This window comes from Streptomyces sp. NPDC090798, from assembly GCF_044768965.1.
Taxonomy (GTDB): Bacteria; Actinomycetota; Actinomycetes; order Streptomycetales; family Streptomycetaceae; genus Streptomyces.
Window position 1 is genome coordinate 420107 of the sequence record NZ_JBIVXA010000006.1, and the last position, 12532, is coordinate 432638.

Annotated in this window: 11 protein-coding genes; 2 read left to right on the forward strand and 9 right to left on the reverse strand. The window is 71.2% G+C overall.

Annotated features, from left to right (window positions below; genetic code table 11):
* Nucleotides 1-63 precede the first annotated feature (63 nt).
* The 4 genes from ACIQTP_RS16605 to ACIQTP_RS16620 form a co-directional block, all read right to left on the reverse strand.
* The gene (locus ACIQTP_RS16605) at nt 64-567 is read right to left on the reverse strand and encodes an SH3 domain-containing protein (RefSeq protein WP_403400387.1); all 504 of its coding nucleotides are present in this window, start codon (nt 565-567) and stop codon (nt 64-66) included.
* Nucleotides 568-668: 101 nt separating this feature from the next.
* On the reverse strand, nt 669-2006 hold the full coding sequence (locus ACIQTP_RS16610) for an ATP-binding protein (protein WP_403400389.1): 1338 nt from the start codon (nt 2004-2006) through the stop codon (nt 669-671).
* Nucleotides 2003-2821, reverse strand: coding sequence for a hypothetical protein (locus ACIQTP_RS16615; RefSeq protein WP_403400391.1), 819 nt, complete (start codon nt 2819-2821; stop codon nt 2003-2005). Before ACIQTP_RS16615 ends, ACIQTP_RS16610 begins: the two co-directional genes overlap by 4 nt.
* Nucleotides 2822-3068: 247 nt before the next feature.
* Nucleotides 3069-3548 carry a dual specificity protein phosphatase family protein gene (locus ACIQTP_RS16620; RefSeq protein ID WP_402036061.1) on the reverse strand — a complete coding sequence of 160 codons (480 nt, stop codon included), beginning with the start codon at nt 3546-3548 and terminating at the stop codon, nt 3069-3071.
* Nucleotides 3549-3672: 124 nt separating this feature from the next.
* Between ACIQTP_RS16620 and ACIQTP_RS16625 the strand changes: the two genes are divergently transcribed.
* Nucleotides 3673-4476 carry a nuclease-related domain-containing protein gene (locus ACIQTP_RS16625; RefSeq protein WP_402035748.1) on the forward strand — a complete coding sequence of 268 codons (804 nt, stop codon included), beginning with the start codon at nt 3673-3675 and terminating at the stop codon, nt 4474-4476.
* Nucleotides 4477-4847: 371 nt separating this feature from the next.
* Here ACIQTP_RS16625 and ligD read toward each other — a convergent pair whose 3' ends face one another.
* Nucleotides 4848-5714: a non-homologous end-joining DNA ligase gene (gene ligD, locus ACIQTP_RS16630; protein WP_403400393.1), complete on the reverse strand. Its 867-nt coding sequence runs from the start codon at nt 5712-5714 to the stop codon at nt 4848-4850.
* A gap of 173 nt (nt 5715-5887) precedes the next feature.
* On the opposite strand from ligD, the gene ACIQTP_RS16635 reads away from it, so the two are divergent.
* The gene (locus tag ACIQTP_RS16635; protein WP_403400396.1) at nt 5888-7003 is read left to right on the forward strand and encodes a Ku protein; all 1116 of its coding nucleotides are present in this window, start codon (nt 5888-5890) and stop codon (nt 7001-7003) included.
* 88 nt (nt 7004-7091) lie between these two features.
* On the opposite strand, the gene ACIQTP_RS16640 is transcribed toward ACIQTP_RS16635, so the two are convergent.
* The 4 genes from ACIQTP_RS16640 to ACIQTP_RS16655 all read right to left on the reverse strand — a co-directional run bounded on the left by ACIQTP_RS16640 (nt 7092) and on the right by ACIQTP_RS16655 (nt 12492).
* Nucleotides 7092-8852, reverse strand: coding sequence for a beta-ketoacyl-[acyl-carrier-protein] synthase family protein (locus ACIQTP_RS16640; protein ID WP_403400398.1), 1761 nt, complete (start codon nt 8850-8852; stop codon nt 7092-7094).
* Between the two features lie 326 nt (nt 8853-9178).
* On the reverse strand, nt 9179-10264 hold the full coding sequence (gene sbnA / locus ACIQTP_RS16645) for a 2,3-diaminopropionate biosynthesis protein SbnA (protein WP_403400400.1): 1086 nt from the start codon (nt 10262-10264) through the stop codon (nt 9179-9181).
* Nucleotides 10265-10420: 156 nt separating this feature from the next.
* A complete protein-coding gene (sbnB, locus tag ACIQTP_RS16650; RefSeq protein ID WP_403400402.1) occupies nt 10421-11491 on the reverse strand; it encodes a 2,3-diaminopropionate biosynthesis protein SbnB in 1071 nt (356 codons plus the stop codon).
* Nucleotides 11488-12492 (reverse strand): TauD/TfdA family dioxygenase, encoded by a 1005-nt coding sequence (locus tag ACIQTP_RS16655; RefSeq protein WP_403400404.1) that lies wholly within the window; start codon nt 12490-12492, stop codon nt 11488-11490. The genes sbnB and ACIQTP_RS16655 overlap by 4 nt, the downstream gene beginning before the upstream one ends.
* Nucleotides 12493-12532 lie beyond the last annotated feature (40 nt).

Here is a 12532-nt window from a genome sequence, read left to right on the forward strand (position 1 = left end):
CGGTGAACCTGATGTCCCGTTAGGTGGTGACGAACGGGTCGATCCGGTGGACGCGGCCCGGCGTCAGCACCAGCGCGGGGACGGGCCGATGTTGTCGATGTGCTGCGCCGCGCCCCAGGACCAGGTGCCGTCGGTGATCAGGTACCAGATCGGGTTGCCGCCGACGCGCTCGCCCCTGGTCTTGCAGTAGATGTGGACCCGCTCGCCGTACGGTGCGATACGGATGATCCGGCTGTCGAAGTCGGGCCGGGTGCGCAGCCCGAGGCCGTTGCGGGAGATGATCCGGCCCTCGAAGCGGCGGTGGTCGTCGAACCGGCCGTCGCCCGGACCGTCGTCGTCGAAGTAGGGGTCGTCGCCGTTGTCGAAGTAGGGGTCGTCGGCGTTGTCCCAGTCGCGGCTGTCCCAGTCGCGGAAGGAGTTCCCGGCGTCGTGGGCGATGTCGGGTCCGGTGCCCGTCGTCGCGGTGAGCGTGCCGGCGGCGAGGGCGGGTCCGGCGCCCGCGGCCGCGATGAACGTGCCGGCGGCGAGCACCATCCCGGTGCGGGCGAGGGTGTGGCGCAGGGACATGGGGGCTCCTCCGGAAAGGTGGCAAATCTGACTAATCGCCACATTAGGAGTGGGCTCGGACACGCGCAGGCCGCACTGCGCCATCGGGGACGCGAGGGCGCTCAGCGTGCCCCGGTCGGCCCTTCCCCACCGGTCAGGTCGGGCGTGTCCCGGTCGTCCTGAGGAAGCGTCAGCGTCGCGATCGCACCGCCCTCAGGGGCGTCGGCGAAGACCAGCCGCGCGCCCAGCACCTCCGCCTGGCCGAGCGCGATCGTCAACCCCAGCCCATGGCCCTTCGAACCGCCCTCCGTACGGAACCGCTGCGGCCCGTGCTCCAGCAGGTACTCCGGATAGCCGCCGCCGTGGTCCCGCACCGTCACCACCGGGCCGTCGACGGTCAGAATCACCGGGCCCGCCCCGTGCTTGTGCGCGTTGGCCACCAGATTGCCGAGCACCCGCTCCAGACGGCGCCGGTCGGTCTCCACCCGGACGTCACGCACGACCCGCACCTCGGTCTCGGTGCCCGACGCCCGCACCACCCGCTCGGCCAGCGGGGCCAGCGGCTCCGAGTCCAGCTCCAGCAGCTCCCGCCCGGCGTCCAGCCGGGAGATCTCCAGCAGGTCCTCGGTGAGCGTCCGCAGCGTGGCCACCCGGTCGCGGACCAGCTCCGTCGGCCGGCCCGGCGGCAGCAGCTCCGCCGCCGCGTGCAGCCCGGTCAGCGGGGTGCGCAGCTCGTGCGCCACGTCCGCGGTGAAGCGCTGCTCGCTCATCAGCTTGCTCTGCAGCGAGGACGCCATCGTGTCGAGGGCCCCGGCGACCGCGGCCACCTCGTCCTGGGGGCCCGCCGGGTACCGCGTACGGGGGTCCACGGCCGTACGGGGATCGTTGACACGCGCGTCCAGGTCGCCCGCGCTGATCCGCCGGGCCACCTGTGCCGTCGCGTGCAGTCGGCGGGTCACCCGCGTCACCGCGAACGCCCCCACCAGCAGGGTCGCGCCGATCGCCAGCGCCGAGGACCACACGATCGACCGGTCCAGGGCGTCGATGGCGTGCGCGCCCTGCGAGTAGTCGAACTGCACGGCGAGTGCCCGGCCGCCGCTCGCGGGTCCGGCCGCCCACATGGTGGGGTGCGGGTCGTTGTCCCCGACCATCGTGCCGCGGTGCCCGTCCGTCGCCAGCTCGCGCAGCGGCGCCGGCAGCCCCGGGAGATCCACCCCCGCGCCCGGCGGCAGCCGGTCGCCCGCCTCGTACTCCGCGGTCACCTCCGCCAGCCGGTCGAGCGCCCGGCCGCGGGCCTCGCCGACGGTCTGGTTGGTCACCGAGACATGCACGAGCACGCCGAGCAGGGCGGCGAGACCGCAGCACATCACCGTGATGAAGGCGGCGGCCTTCCAGGTGAGGGTGGCGGCCCAGTGGGGGAGACGGCGGGGCGGCCGGAAGCGGCGCCGGGGCAGCCTCATGGGGCGCTCGCGGCGTTCGACGGTGTGGGGGAGGCGGAGGGGGAGACCGCGGGAGGGGCCGCGGGAGAGGCTGAGGGCGAGACCGGCGGGGCGGGGGGTGCCGAGGGGACGGGTGCGACGGTGCCGCGCCGGGTGGGGCTGGGCGTGCCCACGCGCAGGATCTCGTCCCGGGTCGCCAGCATCGCGTGCTGGTGCGGGTCCCAGGTCCACACCGTGCGGTACTCGTAGCCCGGCAGGGTCGAGGGCGAGCGGATGATCACGTCACGGCCCGCGACCTCGACGCTGATCGTGCTGTCCGCGGTGCCCATGATCTGGACCAGCTTGTGGTGCTCGAAGGTGTAGACACGCACCGCCAGCTGGTTCTGCGGAAAGCGGATGCCGAGCACCAGGTCGTCCTTCCGGTCACCCGTGAGATCGCGGTAGTACGCGTGGAGGATCGGGCACTTCCCGCCGAGCGTGTCCTTGCCGGTGCAGTACTTCAGCTGCTGGGCCGTCTCACGGTACGGGGCGTGGACGGCGCTGTACTCGTCCGGGTGGCGGCCGATCTCGGCACGGAACACGGCGATCGGGTCCACCTTGTGGATGTCGTCGCCCGGCGCCGTGATGCCCGTGACCGTCTCGGTGTCCGCCTCGCCGTAGTCGAGGGCGGCCGTCGACGCGGGCGGCAGCTCGGGCCAGAGCCGGGCCGGGCCGACGGCGGTGGGCGTCGCCCCCGCGCCCCGCAGGGCACCGGAGTCGCCACAGCCCGCCATGGTCGCCGCCAGCAGGGCGACGAGGGCTGCGAGCACGACACGGCTGGGGCGGGTGAGGGTCACTGCTCTCCTGCGTCCGGGCCGGCCTCGATCCGGGGCCAGGGGGACGGCTCGGTGCGCGAGGTCGGCGTGAAATCGACGAAACCGACGCCTTACACCATATTCGTAGGGAAGTCCTTTTTGTTCGCGGGTGCGGTTGGTGGGGCTGGTGAGGAGTCGCTGGGGCTGGTGAGGAAATGAGGACGTGAGGACGTGAGGGCGTGAGGGCGTGAGGGCGTGAGGTGCCGGACGCGCGGGCGGCGGAGGGCGGCTACTCCGCCAGCTCCTCCAGGAGACGGGCCGTGGGCAGACCGGCGCGCAGGTACTCCACGAACAGATCGTTGTGCAGGGCCCAGGGCGAGCGGCGGCTCCGGATCAGCCGGATCGCCTCGTCGGAGCTGTGTCCCGCGAGGACCAGCGCGTGCGCGACCACGAGCCCCGAGCGGTTGTAGCCGTGATAACAGCGGACCAGGACCCGGCGTCCGTCCTCCAGCGCGTCGTCCGCGGCCCGCGCGAGCCGGATCACCCCCGCGAGCTGTGTCCCGTCCAGGGGACCGTCCGGAATCGGCCACACATGGTGCTCGACGCCCGGGTCCGGGCCGTGCCCCGGCAGCCGCAGCAGCGTCAGGACCAGGTCGAACTCATCCCTCACGACCGCGAATTCCGGCTCGCCGGTACGCCCCGCGAACGCGTGCCCGCCCATCCACAGGCCAGGCACGATCTCGCTCCACGGGCTGCCCGGAGCGGGCACATCGGGTTGCTTTCTGCGAGTCCGCAACAGCGCCTCCCACAACTCCCCCAACTGCTCACAAAGGTAACCGGGTTCTTGCCCCTGGAGCACCCCGCCTGTTCCCATGGTCATGGGGTGATGGTGCATGAACGGACTGCGCGTCATACCGACCTGGCGCCACGGGCAGGAGCGCCTGTACGTGTGCCTGACCGACGGGAGGAACGTCGCCTGGTACGACCGTGAGGCAGCCCGCGTCAATCTGCTCAGCGAGGAGCGGCGGGAGGACGTGCTCGACGCGCTCGGCCCGTTCCTGACCGGCCCCGTGACGGTGGGGCCCCCACCGGTCCCGACCCCCGCGGAACTGGCCCGCCTGACCCTCCACCCGGACGACGACCTCGCGCCGAACCGGCCCGGCGAGGCGCTGATGATCGACCTCGACCGCGACCCGGGACCGGCGCGCCGCCTGCGGCCCGACCCGCGACGTCGTGCGCTCGCCGCCGAGCAGGCGGTCGGGGAGGCGCTGGACCGTCTGGAGGGCGCGGGCTGGCACACCCTCCACTCCCTCCCGCTCCCCGGCGGAGACCGCGTCCACCACTTGCTGATCGGCCCCGGCGGCATCTTCGTCCTGCGCTCCCTGTACGCCCGCAAGCAGCGGGTTCTCGTCGCCGACCCCATGGTCACCGTCGGCCGCCGGGAGCCGAATCCGCTTCTGCGCCGGGTTCGTGCCGACGCCGACCGGGCCTCGTACGCGCTGACCGCCGAGGTCCACGCCGTCCTGGCCGTGGCCGGCCCCGCCGACCTCGACGTCCTCGCCCCCCTCCGCGAGGTCCGCGTCCTCCAGGACACCGGCCTGTCCTCGTTGGCCCGCCTCGGGGGTGTCCTGAAGCCGGCGGACGTGGAGGCACTCCACGCGATGGCCCGCGACCGCCACACCTGGCTACGAACGTGACTCCGTAGACCCCGGATCCCTGTCTGCCGGTATGTGCTTGGCTGCGGGCCGGTGGGGGCTGCTCGCGCAGTTCCCCGCGCCCCTAAAAGCCGCGGGTCGGCCGGCGATCGAGGGTGACCCCACCGACCCGGGCCCGCGCCCCCTCCCACCCCGTCCACGCCACCCACTGAGGCCCACACCCCTTGCGCCGTCCGACGCGTGAGGACGATGCCGAAGGCCGCACCCCACCCACCCTCCCTTGCCCCACCCGCCCGGCCCGCGTCTTCAGCCCGTCCGGCGTTTGAGGACGAGCCCTTCGGGCGAAGGGGGTCCGGGGGCGGAGCCCCTGGGGATGGGACGGGTAGGGGCGGCGGGGGCGAGGGACTGGTCGGTCAGGCCGACGGGGTGAGGAGCGGGGAGAGCAGGTCGCCATGTCGGCGCAGGCGCGGAGCGATGTCGTCCGCATGGAACACGAGCCGGGACGGATCCCCGCACGACGCGACCTCGTCCCACGTGACGGGCGCGGACACGGTGGGCGCAGACCGCGCACGCAGCGTGTACGGCGTCGCCGTCGTCTTCCGCGCCGCGTTCTGACTGTGATCGACGAACACCTTCCCGGGCCGCAGACTCTTGGTCATCCGGTGCGTGACGAGCGCCGGCAACGCCCGCTCCGCCTCCACGGCCAGCTCCTTCGCATACGAGCTGACATCCGAGGACGGCACCCGCACCACCGTCGCCAGCAGATGCAGCCCCTTCGACCCGGACGTCTTCGCGTACGCCTCGATCCCGTCCACGGCCAGCCGCTCCCGCAGCCACAACGCGACCTCGCAGCACTCGACGACCGTCGCCGGCGCCCCCGGGTCGAGGTCGAACACGATCCGGTCGGCCAGACCGGGCGCGTCCACCTGCCACTGCGGCGTGTGGAACTCGGTGACGAGGTTCGCCGCCCACATCAGCGAGGGGAGATCCTGGACCAGGACCATCCGGGCGGGGCCCTCCGTCCGGGGGACCTCGGCGGTCCGGACCCAGTCGGGGGTACCGGGCGGCACGTTCTTGGTGAAGAAGACCTGTCCGTCCGGCCCGTCGGGGTAGCGGAGGAAGGAGACCGGCCGGTCGTGGAGGTGCGCCAGCAGGGGTTCCGCGACCGTCGCGTAGTAGTGCAGGACCTCACCCTTGGTGAAGCCGGTCGCGGGGTACAGCACCTTGTCCAGATTGGTGAGCGCGAGCCGCCGTCCCTCCACTTCCGTGATCGGCGTCATACGACGAGAGTCGCATGAAATCGTCATCAAGGCGCCCAGATCACCCCGCCGCTCCCGTGCGGATGTGAGGTCGCGCACACCCGTCTAGCCTGGCTTTCAACCGCGTCCCGCGAGCCCGCGTCAGCGAGAACCCGTTTCACCAAGAACCCGCGTCAGCAGGAACCACCAGGAAGGTGCCGCACGTGCGATCCATCTGGAACGGCGCCATCTCCTTCGGCCTGGTCAGCATCCCGATCAAGGTCGTGAACGCGACGGAGAGCCACTCGATCTCCTTCCGCCAGGTCCACCTGGACGACGGCGGCCGCATCCGGTACCGCAAGTTCTGCGAACTCGAGGACCGCGAGGTCACCACCGGTGAGATCGGCAAGGCGTACGAGGACGCGGACGGCACGCTGATCCCGGTCACGGACGAGGAGCTGGCCGCGCTGCCGATCCCCACCGCGAGGACGATCGAGATCGTGGCGTTCGTGCCGGCCGAGCGGATCGACCCGCTCCAGATGGACACGGCGTACTACCTGGCCGCGAACGGCGTCCCCGCCACCAAGCCGTACGTCCTGCTGCGCGAGGCGCTCAAGCGCAGCCAGAAGGTCGCCGTCGCGAAGTTCGCGCTGCGCGGGCGGGAGCGGCTCGGCATGCTGCGCGTGGTGGACGACGTGATCGCCATGCACGGGCTGCTGTGGCCGGACGAGATCCGGTCCACGCAGGAGGTCGCCCCGGACGCGAGCGTGACCGTACGGGACAAGGAACTCGACCTGGCCGACGCCCTCATGGACACCCTCGGTGAGGTCGAGCTCACCGAACTGCACGACGACTACCGCGAGGCCGTCGAGGAACTCATCGCCGCCAAGGCCTCCGGCGAACTCCCGGCCGCGCCCCCCGCCGGGGAGCGGGCCGGCGGCAAGGTGCTCGACCTGATGGCCGCCCTGGAGAAGAGCGTGCGCGCGGCCAAGGTGTCCCGGGGTGAGGAGACGGGCGAGGGGACGGGCAAGGAGACCGGGGCGCGGACCGGTGAATCCGCCGAGGTCACCCCGCTGCCGTCCCGCAGGTCGGCTCGTACGACGCCCAAGGAGGTCGGCGGGAAGAAGTCCACGTCGACCGCGAAGAAGGCGGCGGCGAAGAAGACCGCCGCGAAGTCCACGGCGAAGTCGACGGGCCAGGCGGCCGGCAAGGCGGCGGCCACCAAGTCCACCGCGAAGAAGGCGGCGGCCAAGAAGACGACCGCCAAGAAGGCGACGGGGAAGAAGACGGCCGCGAAGAAGGCCACCTCGCGGGGGCGCGCCTCGGCCTGACCGCCCCGGGCACCCGCGGGACCCGGGGCCCCGTCACCCCGTACGACTCACTCCGTACGGCTCACTCGTACGGCTCGCCTCGTCCGGCTCACCCCGTACGCCGCAGGGCCAGCACCGCATTGTGCCCGCCGAACCCGAACGAGTTGCTCAGGGCGAGGTCGCCGAGCGCGGGCAGTCGGCGGGGGCTCTCGGTCACCACGTCCAGGTCGATCGCGTCGTCCTGGTCGTCGCAGCCGATGGTGGGCGGGATGAGGCCGTGATGGAGGGTGAGCACCGTGGCGACGGCCTCCACGCCGCCCGCGGCCCCCTGGAGATGGCCGAGGTGGCCCTTCAGGGCGGTCACGGGCACGCTCCCGCCGAGCACGGCACGCAGCGCGCTCGCCTCGGCGAGGTCGCCGTCGACGGTGGCGGTGGCATGGGCGTTGACGTGGACGACGTCCACGACATGGGCACCGGCGTCGTGGACGGCCCGGCGCAGTGCCAGCGCCACGCCGCTGCCGGACGGGTCGGGCGCGGCCATGTGGTGGGCGTCGGCGGACAGTCCCCAGCCCGCGGCCTCGCAGTAGATGCGCGCGCCGCGTGCCCGGGCGTGCTCCTCGGCCTCCAGGAGCAGGAAGCCCGCACCCTCGCCGTTCACGAAGCCGTCGCGGTCGCCGGCGAACGGCCGGGAGGGGCTGGTGGAACCGAGCTCGTGGGTGGAGAGCGCGCGCATGGCGGCGAACGAGGCCATGATCGCGGGGGTGACGACGGCTTCGGCGCCCCCGGCGAGGGCGACGTCCACCCGGCCGTACCGGATGCGGTCGATGGCCTGTCCGATGGCCTCGGTGCCGGAGGCGCACGCGCTGGTCACGGTGCGGGCCTCGCCGGTGATGTGCAGCGCCAGCGACACCTGGGAGGCGGCCTGCGAGGGCACGGTCATCGGTGTGGTGAGCGGGGAGACCGCGCGCGGGCCCTTGTCCCGCAGCTTGCGGTCGCCGCCGACGAGCACGGAGGCGTCACCGAGGATGGCCCCGACCGAGACGCCGACCCGCTCGGGCGCCAGCCCGCTCTCCGTCGTGCCGGCCGGGTCCAGCCCGGCGTCCTGCCAGGCCTCCCGGGCGGCGAGCACCGCGAACTGGGCGGACCGGTTCATCCGCCGGGCCTGCTGCCGGGGCAGCAGCCCGACGGGGTCCACGGGCACGCTGCCCGCGACCCGCACGGGCAGTTCGGCGAACTCCTCGCCCTCCAACTCGCTTATCCCGCAGCGGCCCTCGACCAGGCCCCGCCACAGCTCCTCGACCCCGACACCGAGCGGCGTCACGGCACCGAGCCCGGTGACGACGACCCGGCGGGGTGCGTACGCCTCGGCGGCTCGCCGCGGGCGCGGGTGATGTCGTACGACATGCCCCTTTTGGGTGGCTTGTTCGGCCAAGCCCCGCAGTTCCTCGTCGGGGACGGGATCGCCGGCCCGGCGGTCCAGGTCCCGGTGCCAGTGACCCCATCTGCGGGTGTACGACTCCTCGACGGCCAGGGGGTCCACGGTGCGCAGTGAGGTGACGCGGTCGCCGTCCCGGAATTCCACGGGACCGAGGTCGGTGGAGGTGATCTCGGGAATTGCCCCGACATCCATTCGGCGGCAGACCGTGGTCACTTGATGGCCGCGTTCGAATACCTCGTCGTGATCAATTCCGCCGAGCGGCGGCCGCAATGTCAGGCGAATGGTGTGGGGATTCTCGGGCAGGGTGTGCATCACCACGTACCAGGTGTTCTTCGCCACATCCTGTTCGGAGAGGGCGACCAGATCACCGGGGATCACTTCGGCGACGGTGACGGCGTGGGGCTGTACGGGAACGTCGGACGAATGGCGCATGGGGAGCGATTGCTTTCTGTGGGGATTTCCGTCCCCAACTGTCGGTGAAGAAGTGGGAATTGCCTAGATGTCCCCATCACATAGTGGGCAACGTCACCGAAATCAATGATCAGAATTTCGCTCCCGCACCTCCAGTACCGCCACCCCGTGCTGCCGCCTACGTCGGCATCCCGCACCCGGCCGTCTTCTCGTCGGAGCCCGCCGTGCTTTCAGGCATGTTGAGAAGCGCGTAGGCCCGGGCCGCGGGGTCCGGCACGCACCGGACCCCGCCCACCGGCGCCGTCCGGACGCCGTTTCGTGAATCGACCTGACCCAGAAGAAACGCCCTAGGTCTTACGGTCCTGGAGCTGAGGGCGTTGGTTGTTCTTGCGCTCGCTGTTCTCGAGGTCGACCACCCGGCCCCACCGTGTCGGTGGCGTGGGGGAGGGCGCCCAGGATTCGGCGGCGATCTGGTCGGAGTTGAGCACATCGTCGCCGTACAGATCCCGCAGCCAGCTGGCCTGGTAGATGGTGTCGAGGTAGCGCTCCCCGAGGTCCGGTCCGATGGCCACCGCGGTGAGTTCGCGTGCGTTGTGCCGGTCCAGCCAGTCCGTCGCGCCGCTGACCACCGTGCCGGTGGAGCCGCCGAACACGAACCCCCGCCTGGCCAGCCGGTGGCAGGTACGGACGGTGTCTCTCTCCTCGACTCGTATCACTTCGTCCACGTAGGACTCGTCGAGCAACGGCGGGCGCATGCTCATCCCGAGGCCCGGAATCATCCGGCGGCCGGGCGGACCACCGAAGGACACCGAGCCCACGCTGTCCACCGCGACGACCCGCACCGGCCGGTGCCACTCCCGGAAGAAACGCGCGCAGCCCATCAGGGTGCCGGTGGTGCCGGCCCCGACGAACAGCACGTCCAGCTGCGGGAACTGACGGGCGATCTCCGGCGCCGTCCTGCGGTAGTGCGCCTTCCAGTTGCTCGGATTGGTGTACTGGCTGAGCCACACGTACCGGGAGTCGGAGGCGCACAGCGCACGCACGTACTCGATCCGCGCGCCGAGATAGCCGCCGTTGCTCTCCTGCTGACCGGCGATCATGTGCACCTGGCTGCCCAGGGCCTCCATCATCATCCTGGTCGACAGGTTGCCGCGGGAGTCCGTCACGCACAGGAACCGGTAACCCTTGCTCGCCGCGATCATGCTCAGCGCCACGCCGAGGTTTCCGGACGAGGACTCGACCAGGATCGAATCCGGCTTCAGAACTCCGTCCCGCTCGGCGGCCTCCACCATCTCGAGGGCGGCCTTCAACTTGATCGAGCCGGCGAAGTTGAAGCCCTCGCACTTCAGGAAGAGCGAATGCCCGATGATCGACCGGAGGTCGACGTAGAGATCCTCTTCGTTGTAGGCGTGGGGAACGGAAATGACGGGCACGACGGTCTCCTCAATCTGAAGCAGAGCATTTTCGGAATGTCCGTCCGACCGTGGGCGGGCTTCTCGGTTCTGTGGGCGGGAGCCCGTGTCCATCCGAGTCGGACAGGGCCCTGCGTCAGGGGTCGCTGTCTTCTGCGGCCCGGGTTCGCGGCCGGCTCATCCGTACCGGCTCAGTTCGTGGAAGAAGTCGTCGACGACGTGCAGTTCTCCGCAGCGGGTCACTTCGTCGTAGACGTACTTGCCGACCGCGAGGTCGAGCACCCCGAGGCCGAAGGGCGAGAACACCACCGGCCGGTCCGCAGGCACGGTCACCCGCCCGGCCATCACGTCGTCCAACGTGCCGTGCACGAAGTCCCGGTTGCCCGTGAGCTGCTCGGCCAGATGCGGCGAGGTGTCGGCCTTCAGGCAGTGCTCGACGTCGTCGACGATGTTGGTCGAGGCGAGCAGGATCTCCGGCGCGAGGTCACGCAGCGACACATGCAGCACCACCGGATTGTGATCGAACCAAGACAAATCGCTGACGTGCGGCTGCCCGGCGACCGTGGCGAAGACCACCAGGTCGCTGTTGCGGATCAACTGCTCGGCGTTGTCGTGCACGGTGATCCGGCCGGTGGCGCCCGACTGCTCCAGGTAGCACCGGAAACCCGCCGCGCTGTCGGTGGACAGGTCGTGCACACCGATCTCGTCGAACGACCAGCCGGTGCCGACCAGGAACGTGTGGATGTACCGGGCGATCAGACCCACCCCGAAGAAGCCGACCCGCGCCGGTCGCCGCCGGTCACGGCTGAGCCGGTCGGCGGCCGCCGCGGCCGACGCGGCCGTCCTGGTGGCGCTGATGATCGAGCTCTCCAGACAGGCGAACGGGTAGCCGGTGTCATGGTCGTTGAGGATCAGTACGGCCGAGGCCCTCGGGATACCGGCCTTCACGTTCTCCGGGAAGCTGGAGATCCACTTCAGGCCGTCCACCCGTACCTCCCCGCCGATCGAGGCGGGCAGCGCGATGATCCGGGAGGAGGGGCGGTCGGGGAAGCGCAGGAAGTACGACGGCGGGTTCACCGAGTCACCGGCGCCGTGCACCCGGTAGGTCGCCTCGACCAACTCCACGATCTGCTTCTCGCGTCCGCGCAGCGCGCGCTGGACCTGGGCGCCGGGGATCACCGCGAACGGTGGCACGGTGATCGGCGCGACCGGCGCGGGCTCCGATGCGGCGGAACGGATGGTGGTCATGACGCGGTCACCTCGACGGTCGGAGAGCAGTCGGTCAGACGCACCGGGTCGGCCAGGGCGACGAGCACTTCGCGGGGTCCCTCGAAGGGCTCCCTGCTGTGCGCGGTGCGGATGTTGTCGACGAGCATCAGGTCGCCCGCCTGCCACGGCTCGCGTGCGGTGTGGGCCCCGTAGACGCTGTTGAGCAGTTCCACGACGTCCTCGCCGATCGGGTCGCCGTTGCCGAAGCGGGTGTTGAACGGCAGCCCGTCGGCCCCGTAGACGTCCATCAGGTACTCACGCACCTCGGGGGCCATCGTCCACTCGTTGAGGAACGCGATCTGGTTGAACCAGCAGCGGCGGCCGGTGACCGGGTGACGTACCACGGCACTGCGGCGCTGCCGGGTGCGCAGCCCGCCGTCCGGCTGCCACTCGAACGCGATCGCGTTGGCGCGGCAGTAGCTCTCGACGGCACCACGGTCCTCGGTGCCGAACGCCTCGGCCACCGACGCCCCGATCTCGTCGTTGTAGCTGCGGGTGAGCAGCCAGCCCTCGCGCTCGAACCGCTCGGTCAACTCGGCGGGCAGCGCGTCGAGGACGGTCGGTGAGTCGGCCACCGCGGTCGCCCCTCCGTCGGTGGGCGCGCTCAGACAGGCGAACATCATCAGGCCGGGGAACTCGAGCGTGTAGCTCAGTTCGTGGTGCATGCACATCGGCTGGTTCGGCGGCCACTTCGTCGAGGAGTACACGCCGTCGGAGTAGGTGCGCCGGGGTGCGAAGACCTCCTTCTCGGCCATCAGGCCGGTGGCGAGCTTCGAGAAGACAGCACCGGTCTCGGCCGCGTCGCGCAGCCCGAGGCCGCGGACCAGGACGCAGCCGTGCTCGGCGACGACGGCGCGCAGCGCGTCCCGGTGCCCGGCTGCCCAGCTCGCCGCGTCACCGGTGACCTCGGCCCGCAGGAGCGGAGGTCTGCCGGACAGCAGTTCCACGTCGACCATCGACGCCGTGGAAGTGGACGACATCTCGATTTCCTTTCCGTAGCCACTCAGTTGCTTGTCACTC